Source organism: Kitasatospora sp. NPDC001175 (assembly GCF_053598215.1).
Map to the genome: position 1 here is coordinate 34987 of NZ_JBSFJU010000012.1, position 15855 is coordinate 50841.

11 protein-coding genes are annotated in these 15855 nt (G+C 72.1%); 8 read left to right on the forward strand and 3 right to left on the reverse strand.

Going from position 1 to position 15855, the window contains the following annotated elements; all coding sequences use genetic code 11:
- Nucleotides 1-188 precede the first annotated feature (188 nt).
- The 5 genes from ACWDAK_RS11645 (at nucleotide 189) to ACWDAK_RS11665 (ending at nucleotide 7515) form a co-directional block, all read left to right on the forward strand.
- Complete coding sequence (locus tag ACWDAK_RS11645; RefSeq protein ID WP_344637562.1) at nucleotides 189-632, forward strand: pyridoxamine 5'-phosphate oxidase family protein; 444 nt, start codon at nucleotides 189-191, stop codon at nucleotides 630-632.
- 47 nt (nucleotides 633-679) lie between these two features.
- Nucleotides 680-3730, forward strand: coding sequence for an amino acid adenylation domain-containing protein (locus tag ACWDAK_RS11650; protein ID WP_449806457.1), 3051 nt, complete (start codon nucleotides 680-682; stop codon nucleotides 3728-3730).
- Nucleotides 3731-3757: 27 nt separating this feature from the next.
- Nucleotides 3758-4996: a cytochrome P450 gene (locus tag ACWDAK_RS11655; RefSeq protein WP_344637560.1), complete on the forward strand. Its 1239-nt coding sequence runs from the start codon at nucleotides 3758-3760 to the stop codon at nucleotides 4994-4996.
- 42 nt (nucleotides 4997-5038) lie between these two features.
- Nucleotides 5039-6271, forward strand: coding sequence for a cytochrome P450 (locus ACWDAK_RS11660; protein ID WP_344637559.1), 1233 nt, complete (start codon nucleotides 5039-5041; stop codon nucleotides 6269-6271).
- Between the two features lie 239 nt (nucleotides 6272-6510).
- Nucleotides 6511-7515, forward strand: a complete 1005-nt coding sequence (locus ACWDAK_RS11665; protein WP_427394825.1) for a helix-turn-helix domain-containing protein — start codon at nucleotides 6511-6513, stop codon at nucleotides 7513-7515.
- Here the strand turns inward: ACWDAK_RS11665 and ACWDAK_RS11670 are convergent.
- The gene (locus tag ACWDAK_RS11670) at nucleotides 7481-9964 is read right to left on the reverse strand and encodes a hybrid sensor histidine kinase/response regulator (protein WP_427394826.1); all 2484 of its coding nucleotides are present in this window, start codon (nucleotides 9962-9964) and stop codon (nucleotides 7481-7483) included. The two genes, ACWDAK_RS11665 and ACWDAK_RS11670, sit on opposite strands and share 35 nt — an antisense overlap.
- 163 nt (nucleotides 9965-10127) lie before the next feature.
- Between ACWDAK_RS11670 and ACWDAK_RS11675 the strand changes: the two genes are divergently transcribed.
- The 3 genes from ACWDAK_RS11675 (at nucleotide 10128) to ACWDAK_RS11685 (ending at nucleotide 13375) form a co-directional block, all read left to right on the forward strand.
- Complete coding sequence (locus ACWDAK_RS11675) at nucleotides 10128-10793, forward strand: response regulator (protein ID WP_344637556.1); 666 nt, start codon at nucleotides 10128-10130, stop codon at nucleotides 10791-10793.
- Between the two features lie 800 nt (nucleotides 10794-11593).
- A complete protein-coding gene (locus tag ACWDAK_RS11680; RefSeq protein ID WP_427394827.1) occupies nucleotides 11594-12160 on the forward strand; it encodes an HAD family acid phosphatase in 567 nt (188 codons plus the stop codon).
- 372 nt (nucleotides 12161-12532) lie between these two features.
- Entirely contained in the window at nucleotides 12533-13375 is an 843-nt protein-coding gene (locus ACWDAK_RS11685) for a hypothetical protein (RefSeq protein WP_427394828.1), read from the forward strand.
- A 261-nt stretch (nucleotides 13376-13636) separates the two neighbouring features.
- Here ACWDAK_RS11685 and ACWDAK_RS11690 read toward each other — a convergent pair whose 3' ends face one another.
- Both ACWDAK_RS11690 and ACWDAK_RS11695 read right to left on the reverse strand, forming a co-directional pair.
- Nucleotides 13637-14443, reverse strand: coding sequence for a family 1 encapsulin nanocompartment shell protein (locus tag ACWDAK_RS11690; protein ID WP_344637553.1), 807 nt, complete (start codon nucleotides 14441-14443; stop codon nucleotides 13637-13639).
- Nucleotides 14440-15489, reverse strand: coding sequence for a Dyp-type peroxidase (locus ACWDAK_RS11695; RefSeq protein ID WP_427394829.1), 1050 nt, complete (start codon nucleotides 15487-15489; stop codon nucleotides 14440-14442). Before ACWDAK_RS11695 ends, ACWDAK_RS11690 begins: the two co-directional genes overlap by 4 nt.
- Between the last annotated feature and the right edge of the window lie 366 nt (nucleotides 15490-15855).

Here is a 15855-nt window from a genome sequence, read left to right on the forward strand (position 1 = left end):
GGACTGGTCCCCGCCCCGGCCGGGCCACGGGTCCTCGACGGCCCGGCGCACCGGCCGAGGGCGACCGAGGACCCGCACAGAGCCGCGGCGCCGGCGCGGCGCCCGGCCGGAGGTCACCCCGTCCTTCGCACCACGTCAACACCGGATGCGTTCCCTGCCGAATCGAGGCGGTACCAGTGGATCTCAGGATGTCGGTCGAAGACCGGGAGAAGTTCCTCGCCGGCCTGCACGTGGGGATCCTGGGAGTGGACGATCCGCGCAACGGCGGTGGGCCGTTGCTGGTACCGCTCTGGTACTCCTACCGGCCCGGTGGGCTGGTGACGATCCAGACCGGGCGGGAAACGCAGAAGGCGCGGCTCATCCGCGGCGCGGGCCGGTTCAGCCTCTGCGCGCAGGACGAGACGGCACCCTACCGCTACGTCAGTGTGGAGGGGCCGGTGGTGGCCGTCGAGGACCCGCTGCCGCCGGCCGAACGCGAGGAACTGGCCCGCCGGTACCTGGACCCGGACACGGCGGAGGCGTACCTGGCGGCCAATCAAGGGCAACTGGCCGACGACGTCCTCATCCGCATGAGGCCCCGGAGATGGCGGACCGCCGACTTCGCCGCCTTCGCCGAGGAGTTCGAACAGTAGCTTCCCGTGCCACGTGGTCCATGCGCGGCAGAGAGCGTGATCTTCCGATGGACACTCAGACATTGACGCATCAGGCGGCGGCCGAGCAGACCGGGACGGGGTGCTATCCACGCGATCGCTGTCTACACGAGCTGTTCGATGCCGGGGCGGCGCACCGCCCGCAGGACACCGCCTCCGTGCAGCACGGTCGCAGCATCAGCTACGGCGAACTCAGGATCCGCTCCGACACGCTGGCCGCCCGGCTGCACGACTCCGGTGTGCGGCACGGTGACAAGGTCGGCGTGTGCGGAAGCCGGTCGCCGGAAGCACTGGTCGCCTTCCTGGGCATCCTCAAGACCGGCGCGGCGTACGTTCCGCTCGACGACACCTCACCGCCCGCGCGCCTGCAGGCGATGGCCGAGGACGCCGGCGTGCACACCGTCGTCACGCTGCCCGGCAGCACCCGCCGCATCCGGCGCGTGCGCACCCGCATCGACCTGGGCGGCCTCGCGGCGACCGCGCCGGTCGCGGTACCACAGGCCCGGGTACACCCAGTGGACTGCGCCTACGTGATGTTCACCTCCGGCTCGACCGGCCGCCCCAAACCGGTGGCGATCCCGCACCGCGGCGTCGTCCGGCTGGCCGCCTCCGACCTGGTCGGGCAGCGGCCGCGGCCCGGTGAGCGGGTGCTGCACGCCTACGGCCTCTCCTCGGACGCCTCCTCGATCGAGATCTGGCCCGCGCTGCTGGCCGGCGCCTGCATCGTGATCGCCGAGCAGGAGGAACTGCTGTCACCGGCCGCGCTGGAGTCACTGCTGCTCTCCGAGCGGGTCGGCATCGCCTACCTCACCACCGGGGTGTTCCACCACATCGCGCGCACCAGGCCGTCGGCACTGCGGTCGCTGAGGTTCGTCTCCGCCGGCGGTGAGGCGATGGACGCGGAGCTGGCCCGCGCGATACTGGAGGCCTGTCCGGACACCACCGTGGTCAACTTCTACGGTCCGACCGAGAACAGCGTGGTCTCGACCGCACACCTGGTGCACGACCTGGCTCCCGAGGTGACGGCCGTGCCGATCGGCCACCCGTTGGAGAACTCCACCTGCCGCGTGCTGCGCGCGGACGGCACGCCCGCAGGCGTGGGCGAGGAGGGTGAACTCCTCGTCGGCGGAGACGGGCTCGCACTCGGGTACCTCGGCGACCCCGAGCTGACCGCCGAGCGCTTCGTCGACGACCTCGTCGAGCCCGGCGCGCGGCTCTACCGGACCGGTGACCGGGTGGTCCGGCGCGCGGACGGCGTACTGGAGTACCGGGCCCGGATGGACCGGCAGATCAAACTGCGCGGGCACCGCATCGAGCCGGACGAGGTGGAGACGCGGCTGCGGGCGGACGACGCGGTGGGCGAGGCCGTCGTCGAACGGGACGGCGACGCCCTGATCGGATACGTGACGCCGGCCCGCCCCGGCCAGGCGCTGCCCCTGGACCGCATCCGCGGCTCCCTCGCAGGCTGGCTGCCCGCAGCCGCGGTGCCCGCGCGGCTGGTCGAGGTCGCGCGGTTCCCGGTGACCGCGGGGGGCAAGGTCGACCGCCACCGGCTGCGCAGGCTGGCGGCGACCGGGCCGACCGCCACCCCGGTCGCGGTGGACGGCCCCGGTCCCGGTCCGCAGGACACCCTGGCGAGGGTCTGGCAGCTGGTGCTGGGCGTGCACCCGGCACCGGGAGACGGCTTCTTCGACATCGGCGGTGACTCCCTGCTGGCAGCCGAGGTCGTCACCCGTACGCTGACCGCCTTCGACCTCGACGCCAGGTACGGCCGCACCCTGGTCCACAGCCTGCTGCGCCACCCCACGCTGGAGGAGTTCACCGCCGCCGTCGCCACCGTCAAGGACCGGCACGGCGGCGAGGGAGCCGACACGCGCCCGGTGGACTTCCGAGCCGAAGCGCGGCTGGGCTTCACCCTGCCGCCGCAGCGCGGACCGGACCCGGACTGGCGGCACCCCGGGGAGGTGCTGCTCACCGGCGCCTCCGGATTCGTCGGCGCCTTCCTGCTGCTCGGGCTGCTGCGCCGAACCGACGCCCGGGTGCACTGCCCGGTGCGCAGCCGGGACCGCGCCCACGCCCGGCAGAAGGTGACGCGGAACCTGGCCCGCTTCGGCCTGGCCACCGCCGAAACCGCCGATCGCACCGTGTGCTTCCCCGCCGACCTCGCCGAGCCCGGCCTCGGTCTGGAACCAAGCCATGCCGAGGAACTCGCCGACACCCTCGACCTGGTGGTCCACGCGGCCGCGCAGGTCAACTTCCTCTATCCGTACGATGCGCTGCGCCGCGCCAACGTGGAGGGCACCAGGGAGCTGGTACGGCTGGCGGCCGGACGCCGGGTGCCGGTGCACTTCCTCTCCACCATCGCGGTGCTGGCCGGCTTCGGGACCGCCGGCGTGCGGCACGTCGACGAGGACCTGCCGCTCGACCACGCCGACTGCCTCACCATGGGCTACGCCGAGAGCAAGTGGGTCGCCGAAGAGGTGCTGCGCGCCGCCGCGGGCCAGGGCCTGCCGGCGGCGGTCTACCGGCCGTACGAGATCACCGGGGAGCGGCGGACCGGCGCCTGCAACACCGACACCGCGATCTGCTCGCTGTTCAAGACGATCAGCGAGACGGGGCTGGCCCCCGACATCCCGCTGCCGCTGGACTTCGTCCCGGTGGACTACCTGGCCGACGCCCTGGTGCACATCGCCACCACGCACCGCACCACGCGCCGGACCTACCACCTGACCAATCCCCGCCCGGCGAGCCTGTGCGACATGCTCGACCGGATGGACGCCGCGGGCCACCGGATCCGCCGGCTCCCCTACGAGGAGTGGGTGGGCGAACTCGTCCGCCATGTCGCACAGCACCCCACGAGCCCCACGGCCCCGTTCGTCTCGCTGTGCGTGGACCGCTGCAGGCAGGCCGACATGTCCGTCAAGGAGATGTACTTCGAAGGCACCTTCCCGACCGTGGGGCGGGCCAACGTCGAACGTGACCTGGCCGCTTCGGGCCTGCGCTGTCCTCCGGTCGACGCGGAACTGCTGGACCGCTACCTGGAGTACTTCTACGCCACCGGCTACATCGAGCGCCCGTAGCCGGAGCAGCCGGGAAGGGGAGCGCGCATGACCGCACAGTCACCCGGTGCGCGGGGAAGCGGACCCGAGCCGGACGTCCTGGACTTCCCGCTCCCGCCGCCGGGCACCATGGGGCCGCCCGCGGAGGCCGCGCGGCTGCGCGAGAACTGCCCACTGGCGAGGGTCAGGATGCCGATGGACGCGACCGCCTGGTACGCCACCCGGTACGAGGACGTCCGGATGCTGCTCGCGGACCCCCGGCTGATCAGGCCGACCATCAACGACTGGCCGTCGCGCCCCGGGCAGCCCGCGGACGACGGGCCGCGCCTGGTCACGATCGCCGAACTCGACGGCCCCCGGCACGCGGCCCTGCGCCGGGCCCTGGCCCACCCGTTCAGCTCCCGGGCCGTGCGGGACCACCTGCCGCGCATCCGCCGGCTCGCCGAACGACTCCTGCGGGAATTCCATGAGGACGGCCCACCCGGCGATCTGGTCGCCGGCTTCACCGACCCCTTCCCCCTGCTGGTGCTGTGCGACCTGGTGGGTATCCCCTTCGAGGACCGGGACTGGTTCCTGCCGGTGCTGGAAGCGGCCCTCGGCGGGATGGTGACCTCGCAGGAGGGGCGCCGGGTCACCGATCTGCTGCGCGGGTACGTGGGCGAACTGATCGCCCGCAAGCGGAACCGGCCCGGCGACGACGTCCTGACGCAGCTGGTCCGCCAGTGCGACGACGGAGCGCTGACCCACGACGACGTGATGGCGTTCGGGCTGTCCATGCTCACCGTCGGCTTCGGCATCAGCAGCTTCTTCCTGGCCGACTCGGTGCACACCCTGCTGGAGCGGCCGGACCTGTGGGCCCACCTGCGCGACGACCGGGAGTCGATGCCCGGCGCGGTGGAGGAGTTCCTGCGCTACATGCCGGTGATGAACGGCACCGTGGTCCTCCTGGCGACCGAGGACATCGAGTTGCACGGGCGGACGATCGGCAAGGGCGACGCAGTCATCCCCGTGCCGGCCTCCGCCAACCGGGACGAGCGGGTCTTCGCCGACGCCGACCGGCTCGACCTGAGCCGGACCGGCGCGATCACGGGCCACGGGGGCCATCTCGCCTTCGGCCGGGGGACCCACAACTGCCTGGGCGCCCATCTGGCACGCGCCGAACTGACCGTCGGTCTGGAGGCGTTGCTCGACTTCTTCCCGCGACTGCACCTGGCCGAAGGACGGGAACCCACCTGGGACGACGAATCCGTGACCAAGTCACCGCTGACCCTCCCGGTCAGCTGGTGAGGCCGACCCGGCCACCTCGCACCCGACCAGGGGAGCCAGCCAGTGAGCAGCACACCGCCGGAACCCGCCATCGAGTGGCCCGTCATCGACCTGCCCCTCCCGCCGCCGGGCACCATGGGGCCGCCCGAGCAGTACGGCTGGCTGCGCCGCCAGTGCCCGCTGGCGCAGGTCCGGCTGCCGGCCGGCGCCACCGCCTGGTACGCCACCCGCTACGAGGACGTCCGGGACCTGATCGCGGACCCCCGGCTGATCAGGCCGACCATCAACGACTGGCCGCCCCGGCACGACCGGGCCGCCGACGACGAGCCGGGCCTGATCACGATGATGGAACTGGACGGCCCCCGGCACGCGGCCCTGCGCCGGGCCCTGGCCGAGCCGTTCAGCGTCCGGTCCATCCGGCGCCGGCTGCCGCGGCTGCGCCGGTCGGCCGACCGGCTGCTGGACGAGTTCGTGGCCGGCGGGCAGCCCGGTGACCTGGTCGGCGGCTTCCTGGAGCCCTTTCCGCTGCTGGCCATGTGTGAGCTGGTGGGCATCCCCTACGAGGACCGCGAGTACTTCCTGCCCAGGGCGGACGCCGCCCTCGGGGCGATTCTCACCCTGGACGAGGGCCGCCAGGTCACCGCCCAACTGCGCGATTACATCGCGTCGTTGCTCGATCGCAAGCGGCGCGAGCGGGCCGACGACATCCTCACCGAGCTGGTCCACGCGTGCGGGCGCGGCAGCCTGGACGGGGAGAGCGTGGTGAACTTCGGACTCTCGATGCTGGTCGCCGGCTACCGGACGAGCACCATGTTCCTGGGGGACGCCGTGGTGGCGCTGCTGACCGTGCCCGGCCAGTACGCCCGACTGCGTGACGACCGCGGCGTGATGCCCGGCGCGGTGGAGGAACTCCTGCGGTTCATACCGGTGATGAACGGTGTCGTGGTCCTCCAGGCCGTCGAGGACATCGAGTTGCACGGGAGGAGGATCCGCGCGGGCGACGCCGTACTGCCCGTCCTCGCCTCCGCCAACCGGGACGAGCGGGTGTTCGCCGACGCCGACCGGCTCGACCTGTGCCGAGCGGACAACCCGCACCTCACCTTCGGCCGGGGCGCGCACAACTGCATCGGCGCGCACCTGGCCCGGGCCCAGCTGACCGTGGGACTCCAGGCGCTGCTGGACCGCTTCCCGGACCTGCGCGTGCCCGACGGCCACCACCCCACCTGGGACGACGAATCCCCGAGCAAGTCACCGCTCACCCTCCCGGTCAGCTGGTGCGCCACCGACGCCGCGTAGGAGGCAGCCCTGCAACACGGGCTGGTACGGCCGGAATCCGGCAGATCGACGCGACGTGTTGGTGGTCCTCGAGGGACCGGCCCTTCCGCCGGGCCCCGGCGCCGTGGCCGCACCCGAGTGGGCCGGTGCCGACGGTGATAAATATGCACAGATATCTGATCTCAGCGGGTTCGCCCGGTAGATTCCGCAGCTCGGAGCGACTGCCGACACGGTGCGGTCCCGGTGGGAGCAGGTGCAGGATGCGCAATCAATCCTTGAGCAGGGCCGGTACGGTCATGGGGACGGAGCTCGCCCGGGTGCTCCGCTCCGGCCCCTTCGACCTAGCGCTGCGGACGGCGATCCGCGAGCAGGGCCTGAGCCTGGAGGCCATCCAGCGGCGGTTGGCCCGCCGCGGGATCCAGGTGAGCGTGTCCAGCCTCAGTTACTGGCAGCGCGGCCGGAGCAGACCCGAGCGGGCTGCCTCGCTGGACGCCGTACGCGCGTTGGAGGAGGTCCTGGAGCTGGAGCGCCACTCGTTGATCGTGCTGCTCGGCCCGCGCCGGCCGCGCGGCCGGTGGATCGACCATATCCCGGGCTCGCTGGACCACCGCCGGACCTTCGGCGATCAGGCCGTCGAGCGGGTCCTCGCCGACCTCGACCCGCGGGCCAACACGCGGGTGGAGACTCTCCACACGCGCATCGACGTACACATCGGACCCGAGCGCGAGGAGCGCCGGGTCGACGTCCTGCAGATCGTGCGAGCGCTCGACCGGGGCGCGGACCGGCTGGTCCTGGTCACCCGGGCCGGGCCGGAGACGTCGGCCGACGCCGATCTGTTCGGGCTGGTCGGCTGCCGACTCGGCCGGCGCCGCATCGACCGCGAACACGGCGTCACTGCCGCCGAGTTGCTCTTCGACCTCCCGATACCGCCGGGCGGCAGCACGATCGTCGAGTACAGCTATGCGTACCCGTCCTCGCACGTCGCCACGGAGTACGAACGGAAGGTGGGCGTCCCCGGCCGAAACCTGGCGCTGCGGGTGAACTTCGACGCCGGCATGCTGCCGGCCGGCTGCACCGCGGCCTGGCGGCCGCACCACGACACGCCGGCCCGGACGCTCCAGGAGGTGCGGATCTCCTCCACGGGTCAGGCGTGCCTGGTCGTCCCCGACGTCGCCCCCGGGGTGCACGGGCTGTACTGGGAATGGGACGGCACCTCCGCGGATCGGCTGGTCAGACCGAACCTGCCGATGAGTGCAGGGAGCTGAGCTCGACGATCGCTGCCGCCACCTCATCGGCCAGGCCCGTGGCCGTCCCCGGGGGTGGTGGGCCGCCCGTCTCGGCCAGCCGCTCGATCCGACGGCACCGGGCCGCCAGCGAGCGGGCGCCGATGGTAGCTGCAGCCCCTGCCAACCGGTGCGCCGCGGCACCCAGGGCGGGCAGGTCCGCTGCCCGGACGGCGGAGGCCACCGCCTGCGCGAGTCCGGGGGCGGTGATGCCGAACGCCTCTGCCGCGGCTGGAAAGGCCCCGCACTCCGCCAGATCGGCCACCACCTCGCTGTCCCATTCGATCCGCCCGGCCGGTGGCGGATCCAGGAACGGCGCACCGCCGGCCGTCGCAGCGGTGACCGGTGTCCGGTCGCCGCGCTCCGAGGCGCCGGTGCCTCGGAGCGCAGCGACCAGCGCTGGCCAGTCGACCGGCTTGCCCACCACCGCCTGGATGCCGGCCTCCCGGCAGGCCTTGAGCACCGCCGGTTCGCGTTCCCCGGTCACGGCGACCACGGGCGGTGAGGCGTGGTGCCGCCCGGCGCGGATCGCCCGGGCGGCGGCGAGCCCGTCCAGCCCCGGCATCCGCAGGTCCATCAGCACCAGGCCGTACTCGGCCCTCCGGGTGGCGGCCACCGCCTGCTCGCCGTCCGGTACGAGGTCCACGGTGAAGCCGGCACCCTCCAGCACGTCCCGGGCCACCTGTCGGCAGACCTCGTCGTCATCGGCGACCAGGACGGCCCTGCCCACCGCATCCAGGAAGGGCGGCAACCCGGCCTCGCCAGGCCCGGGGGCCGGCGCCAGCCCGAGCGTGAACCAGAAGCGGCTGCCCCGCCCGGGCGTGCTCTCCACGCCCATGCGCCCGCCCATGGCGGCGACCAACTCCCTGCTGATGGCCAGCCCCAGTCCCGCGCCCTCCACCGCCTGGCCCGATCCGGCGCACCGCGTGTAGTGGTCGAAGATCCGCTCCTGCTGGTCCGGCGTCAGCCCGTCCCCGGTGTCGCGGACCCCGAACCGCACCACGTACCCACCCGGCCCGGCCGCGTCGGCGACCAGATCGACCAGCACGTCCACCCGCCCGAGCGGAGCGTACTTCACGGCGTTGCCCACCAGGTTGACCAGCACCTGCCTGATCCGCCCGGAATCGCCGGCCAGCCGGTCCGGGACCTCGGGCGCAATCTTCGCGTCCAGCCGGAGCCCCTGCTCCGCCGCCTGCGGTGCCATCAGGTCGAGCACCTCGGCGCACAACCACCGGGGATCGAAGGAGATATGACGAAGCATCAGCCTGCCCGCCTCGATCCTGGACAGGTCCAGCAGGTCGTCCACGATGGTGAGCAGGGCCGCGGCCGAGCTCCGGGTGGCGGCGGTATAGCGGCGTTGGAGCTCGTCCAGTCCGGTGGCCTCCAGCAGCCCCGTCATGCCGACGATGCCGTTCATCGGGGTCCTGATCTCGTGGCTCACCTCCGCCAGGAGGGTGGACTTCCGCTCGGAGAGCAGCAGTGCCTCGTCCCGGGCCGCCTGCAGGGCGTCCTCGGCCCGGCTGCGCGCCCAGGCCAGCCTGACCTGGGCGGCCAGGCCGATCAGCAGGACCGTGCCGAGCAGCAGGACCGCGCCGACCACGGCTGAGCGCAGCGCGAGCAGCGGGGCGAGGGCCTGGCTCTCGGGCACCGTCGCGGTCGCGATCCAGCCGAAGCCGGGCACCGGCCGGGTCGCGGTCAGGACCCGGCCGTGACCGTCCGAGGACCGGGCGGACGGCCGGTCGGACGCCGACGACGCGACGGGCGCGCCCGTCTGGTCGGTGATCACCAGGCCGATGCCCTGTGCCGCGGCGATCTGGTCGGTGAAGGTCTGCAGCGCGTCCAGACGATATGCGGCGGCGAGCACGCCGCCGGGCCGGCCCGTCCGGTCGCGCACGGGTGCGGCGATCACCACCGCCCGCCCGGTGCCCTGCACCGCCGGCGCGTATCCTGCGGACAGATAGGTGCGCGGACTCGCCACCTCGGCCCGGAACCAGTCGGTCGCGGTCGGATCGCGCAGGTAGCCCAGGTCCGCCGAGTCGGCCAGCGGAAGACCGTCGCGGTCGCACAGCAGCACTTCGGCCACCCCCGGCTGGGAACTGCGCAGCTGCGTGACCTCCTGCATCGGCGACTCGCCCTCGGCGATGTGCCTCGGGTCGGACAGGTACGCGGCCAGTGCCGGGTCGTTCGCCGAAGCGGTGACCAGATCGCCGAGTGCTGACAACCGGTCAGCGGTGGCCACGGCGCTGGTGGTCGCGGTGGTGGTGAGCCCCGTGCTGACCTGGTGCCGTACCGCGTCCTGTGCCGACGACAGGCAGAACTGGGCCAGCGTCAGCAGGGGCAGCAGCCCGAACGCCACGTACAGCGCCGCCAGGCTCAGCACCGGCCGCCGGGGGCCCAGCAGCATGGCCAGGCGACCGGTTCGTCTCTCCATCCGCACCTCTCGCCAACCGGCCGGGACGCGCCCCATCCGGTGTCGCAGCATTATGGTGGGCCGATGCGGAGCGGGCCAGGGCCGGCGGACATGGACCTGCCAGCCGCTGACCGGCCGAGGTCGGGCATGCGTGGTGCAGATGTTCAGCAGGAGCGGGGCGGACTTGATCGCGACTCTTATCGTCGAGGACGATCCGGTGGCTTCTGCTGCCCTGACCCGCTTCGTCGCGCATGTGCCCGGCTTCACCGTGGTGGGCGTCGCCGCCTCGGTGACGGCTGCCCGGGCGGTGGCCGCGCAGCGCCGACCGCAGCTGGCCCTGATCGACATCAGTCTTCCGGACGGCAACGGTCTCGAACTCGCCGCGGAGCTGCGCGGCGGCTGCACCGGCACCGACGTGATCGTGGTGACCAGCAGATCCGACCTGTACGCCGTCCGGGCCGCCATCCGCAGCGGAGCCCTTCACTATCTGGTGAAACCGGTACGGCTGGCGGCGCTGAGCCAGCTGTTGCGCCGGTACCAGGCCCTCCAACGGGATCTGGCCGTGGAGGGGCTGGTCTCGCAGCCGCAGATCGACCGGCTCTTCGGCACCCTGCACGCCCCCGCGGAGCAGTTGCCCAAGGGACTGAGCGAGCCGACCCTGGACGCGGTCCGGGAGACCCTGCGGAGCGGCCCCGACCTGTCGGCCGCCGAACTGGCCGACAGACTCGGCGTCAGCCGGCCCACCGCGGGCCGCTATCTGGAACACCTGGTCCAGAGCGGCGTTGCCGAGGTGGAGCTGCGCTACGGGCAACGGGGCCGGCCGCAACGCCGCTATCGAGCACTGGGCTGAGCGGTGCGGCCGGCCGGAGCAGGTGCCCGGACCATCGGATGACGGCGGCGGCGAGCGTCGCCCGCAGCTGTGGCGTCGGGGCGCCGCCGTCGGTACACGGGTGACAGGGCGGCCTTCGTGGGGGAGAGGACGTCAGCACCGGCCGGGGGCGGGGCGCAGATGCGGGCGGAGGCCGTGCCTCAGCGGCGGCAGGACGGTCAACCCGGTCGGGGCGGGTGGCGGCTCACAGGCAGAGCACGGTCCGACTCTGTGGACACCGAGAGCCGCCGGACCGTCGCGGTACCCGGAACGTCGCACGGAGGGCAGGGCGGCACCGGCTCCAACTCTGCGGATTCGCCTGCTGCGTGGCGGCCGTCACCGTCCGGCCCAGCTGCTTCTGGCGAATCCACAGAATTGTCCGGCACACGGGGCGCTCGACCGCGTCGCCGCAGGTCGGAGGGTGGGTCAGCGGTTGTCGCGTTGCCAGACAACCCGCCGCTTCCGAAGTTCCGTTGACGTCAGTCCCAGCTCAGGGAACGCTCGGTGGCCAGATCCCGGCGGGTTCCCTCCGGATCCCCCCAGCAGCCGGCCGGCTGTGGCGGCCGCCCGCCGAAGCGCCCCTACGACAAGGAGACTTCATGCCCGTCATACCCAACTCGCCAGCACCGAGGGCCCGGAGACCGGTCGTCGCGGCCATCGCGGCCGCGGCCCTGCTGGCCCTGGGCCCGGGGCGTTCGTCTTCCGGACCTGCCGCTGCCCCCGGCACACCAGAGGAACCCCAGCCTCGAGCCACGGTCCGCTTTCCCCACAGGAGACAAGCAATGCTCAAGAAGCTCGCCATCGGTCTGATCGCCGGCACCGGCGTGTTCGCCACCGTCCTCGCCCCCGCTGCCCAGGCGTCCTCCGGCCTGCCCGGCAAGAGCCAGTGGGAGTCCGACGTCAACGCCGTCGCCAAGCCCCTCATGAGCTACGTCCAGCAGCGGCTGGCCGGGAGCAAGCCCGGTGACCACCTGGCGCTGGTCCTCGACATCGACAACACGTCCCTCGCCAGCCACTACGACCCCGGAAAGCCCGTCAAGCCCGTCCTGGCCGTCACCCAGTACGCTCACCAGCACGGTGCGGCGATCCTGTTCGCCACCTACCGCAGCGACAGCTCCCGCCGGTCCACCACCATGGAGCTCCACAACGCCGGGTACACCGTCGACGGCCTGTGCATGAAGACCAAGAGCGGCGCCGGCAAGGCCGACGTCAAGCTCTCGTGCCGCGAGTCCTTCGAGAAGCAGGGCTACACCCTCGTCGCCAACATCGGTAACAACGACACCGACTTCAAGGGCGGCCACTACGAGAAGGGCTTCGAGCTCCCCAACTACGGCGGGGCCCTGAGCTGACGACCCTGCCGCCTGCCACCCCCACCGGCCGGCTGATCGTCAGCGGAATCCGACGGTGACGCGGACACCGTGAAACGGTGAGATCCGCGGAGCCACAAGACCCCCTGACTGTCCGTGGGGCCGTCAGGGGGTCTCTCGCGCGCGGCTCGACCCAGACCGGCCCCGCCCCGGCGGGGCCGGTCGACCACCGGGAGTTCGCCTCCGAAGCGACCTCGATGATCACGGGGTTTCGCCCCTCCTCCCTGGCATCTAGGATCACGCGAGCGTGACCGAAAAGCTGGGGAGGGAAAGTGGGCCAGACGGGCTCGGAGCGATACCGGTCCATCGCTGCCGACACGACGGAGCCGCACCAACGGCGGACGGCGCCCGGTCGTGCGTCTCGACCAGGCAGCACTCGGCATGGGTGATCGGCTGGCGAACGTGGCCGCTTATCTCGCCTGCGGACTCGCCATCACCGGAACCGTGTTGAAAGCCCGGCTCGACCGCCACCGCCGAAAAGATCCCGCGATGCGCTTCGCCTCTGCCTTCGGCCTGAGCATAGGTACGGCGATGGCGGTCACGGCCCCGGCGACGGCAACGGCGGTCCGTCACTTAGGTCCCCTGCCCGACCTGCTCACGCTGATCGGCGACCAGTTGAAGCTGGTCGCGGCGGGCTCGCTGGCGATGATGGCGCACTCCCTGAACGCCCCTGGGCGGGCGCGGACCGGACTACGGCGCCAGAGCGTGCTGCTCGGCGTCACGGTGGTGCTGGAGATCGTCGCCTACCTCTCCGCCGGCGCCACCCGGGTCGGGGACGAGGTGACGGTGCGGGGCACGGGCCGGCTGATCCTGGTCGGGTACATCGTGCTGTTCACCGCTTACGGCATCTGGTGCCTGGGAGTGTTCAGCCTCCTGATCGGCCGCCGTGCGTGGGACGTGCCGCCGGGCCTGCTGCGGCTGGGGTCACTGCTGATGTCGGTGGCATCCGCGGTGGGACTGGCCTGGCTGGCCGACAACGGCCGCGACATGGCGCACGTCCTGACCACCGGTGGCGAGGATGCCGCCGAAAGCCCCTTCTCCGCCCTGGCGGCGCTCGTCTGCGTGACGGTGGGCTTCACCGGTGCGATGGTCTCGTCCTGGGTGGGCGCCCGGCCCGGTGCGGCACCGTCACCTCCCGCCACGCAGAACGACCACGGGCCATCCGACCACAGGCCATCCGACCGGACCGGCAGATGATTCCGAGCCGAGGGCCGGTGGCTATCTGAATCCCATCAGGACCGCCGCCGGAGCTCCCGGGGTTGCACGGGTGCGGCTGATCAAGGGAGTTGAAACAGGCATGGGCGAGGGGAGAAGCAGGCCCCGCCGTGCAGTTCGCCCGTGACACCAGTGGGGCTGCACGAGACCCGAAGAAAGCCCTCAACCGACGACGGATTATGACTGCCTCTCAGGCACCGCGGCCCGGCGGAGCGCGAAGGCCGCCGGGCGCATCGTGGTCGGCTACCGCGGTCCCGCCGTCAGGGACACCACGGCCTCGGCCGTGTGGACCAGGAATGTCAGCGTCTCCTCGACGTAGAGTCGGACGGTCCTCTCGTCGTGCGACTGGTAGCCGATCGAAACGTCCTGGCCGATGTACAGTTCGAAGTCGCCGCCCCGGGTGGACAGCAGAAAGGCACCGCCGATGGCCGGCGCCCAGACGATCTCGCCGTCCAGGAGCCGGGCGATGTGCTTGATGACCGGGTACCCGTAGTCAGAGGTCTCGCTGACGGCGGTGTACGCGTCGGCGCTCAGCGCCAGCGTGTAGGGTTCGCCCACTCCGGCCAGCCGCAGTGCGGTGACCGCCCGGCTGATGGTGTTCGGGTAGTCACGTACCTCAACCGGCAGGCTCAGGGCGGGGTTCGACGAGCTCTCGCGCATTCCGGCGATGCCCGCAGCCGCATATCCTTCGAACACCGTGCGGTCCTCGGCGAAGGCCATCCGGCGGGCGGCGTCCTTCACCGGCTGCCAGTCGGCGTCCTCGGCTCCGCGTGCGACGTCGTCGACCTGCCGGCGATCGACGGTGAACGGAACGCGTAGTTCCACCATCGGCTGGAAGTGGCGGGTGTGGGCGATGATCCCGTCGGCCGGAGGGTCGACCGCCTCCAGGTGTCCGGTGCCCACCCCGGCCAGTCGAAGGCCGCCGGGCGCGGAGACGTCCGCGATCCGGCGGGCGGCCACATGGCGCTCGAAGGTGCGTCGCGCTTCGTTCTCCAGGTCGGCCCAGGCGACCGCGGAGATGGGCGCAAGTTCACGGTGCAGATTGTTCATTGACGATACCTCTTCATATCGCCGATCCCCAGGGACTCGTCGGCGGTCGGCGACCGGACATCGGGTGCCGGGTCCGCCGCCGACTCCGTGCGGCTCGCGCCGGGCGGATCGGGAAGGTCGTCGAGGAAGTCGGTCGTGGGCACGAAGAACAGGGACCCGGTGACCGCGGTGGAGAAGTCCAGGATCCGGTCGTGGGAGGCCGGCGGGTTGCCCAGGAACATGCGCGTCAGCATCGTCTCGGTCACTGCCGGGGTTCGGGCGTACCCGATGAAGTACGTGCCGAACTCTCCCTCTCCCACGCTGCCGAAGGGCATGTTGTCGCGCAGGATCTCGTGCTTCGTCCCGTCGGGATCGACGAGCGTGTTCAGCGCGACGTGTGAGTCGGGCGGCTTGATCTCGTCGCTCAGCTCGATGCCGGACAGTTTCCGACGCCCGATCACCAACTCCTGCGCCTCGGTCGGGAGGGCGTCCCAGCCCGCGAGATCGTGCAGGTACTTCTGCACGATCACATAGCTTCCACCGGCGAACTCCGGGTCCTCGTCGCCGACCAGGACCGCCGTACGGGCGGCCTCCTCCACCGGGTTCTCCGTCCCGTCGACGAAGCCCAGGAGGTCACGCTCGTCGAAGTACCTGAACCCGTGCACCTCGTCGCGCACCGTGACAGCACCGCGGAGCCGGTCCATGAGAAGGGAGGCCAGCGCGAAGCAGAGGTCCATCCGCGCGGCCCGGATGTGGAACAGCAGGTCACCGGGGGTCGACACCGCGAGGTGCCGTGGCCCTGCCAGTTCGCGGAACGGGTGTAGCTCCGCCGGGCGTGGCGCACCGAACAGGCGCTCCCAGACCTGTGACCCGATGCCGGTGACACAGCTCAGCGTCCCGTTCGGCGCCCGGAAGCCGACGGCCCGCTGCAACCCGGAAAGGTCGGGAAACAGCTCCCGTACGACCGGCTCGCCGCCGGGATCGACCGTCACCACCAGAAAGACCGCTGCCGCCGTCAGCGGGGACAGCACCGGCTGTGGAACCGGCTTCCGGGAGACCGCGGCCATGGCCACACCCCTCCCCAGTCGTCACGAGCAGGGTACGGACGGGCGGCCGAAGCGGGCAGCTGTCCGATGGCCGCTCCGCACCGGCCCGAGGGCAGGCGCATCGGCCGCCCGGTGTGAAGGAAACCCGACTGGAAACGCCTTCTCACCATAGGCCGAGCGGTATGGCACCTGCCACCGCTGCACCGTGACCGGCACGGCCGGTTCCGACGGGGGCCGGGCCACGGCAGCGTGACCCGGCTTCCCGGCTCAGGGGGCTGACCGAGGCCAGGGCGGCTTCCGCTTCCGCGGCCTGCCGGTCCCGCAAGTGCTCTCGGCGGCGACGGTCCGCCTCCGGGCCGGCCGCGTCCTGTCGGGAGGCCCGGCCCG

Bases quoted from the DNA above. Each gene is read 5' to 3' on its own strand.
- ACWDAK_RS11645 (WP_344637562.1), top strand. From the start codon at position 189: ATGTCGGTCGAAGACCGGGAGAAGTTCCTCGCCGGCCTGCACGTGGGG.
- ACWDAK_RS11650 (WP_449806457.1), top strand. From the start codon at position 680: ATGGACACTCAGACATTGACGCATCAGGCGGCGGCCGAGCAGACCGGG.
- ACWDAK_RS11655 (WP_344637560.1), top strand. From the start codon at position 3,758: ATGACCGCACAGTCACCCGGTGCGCGGGGAAGCGGACCCGAGCCGGAC.
- ACWDAK_RS11665 (WP_427394825.1), top strand. From the start codon at position 6,511: ATGCGCAATCAATCCTTGAGCAGGGCCGGTACGGTCATGGGGACGGAG.
- ACWDAK_RS11670 (WP_427394826.1), bottom strand. From the start codon at position 9,964: ATGGAGAGACGAACCGGTCGCCTGGCCATGCTGCTGGGCCCCCGGCGG.
- ACWDAK_RS11680 (WP_427394827.1), top strand. From the start codon at position 11,594: ATGCTCAAGAAGCTCGCCATCGGTCTGATCGCCGGCACCGGCGTGTTC.
- ACWDAK_RS11690 (WP_344637553.1), bottom strand. From the start codon at position 14,443: ATGAACAATCTGCACCGTGAACTTGCGCCCATCTCCGCGGTCGCCTGG.
- ACWDAK_RS11695 (WP_427394829.1), bottom strand. From the start codon at position 15,489: ATGGCCGCGGTCTCCCGGAAGCCGGTTCCACAGCCGGTGCTGTCCCCG.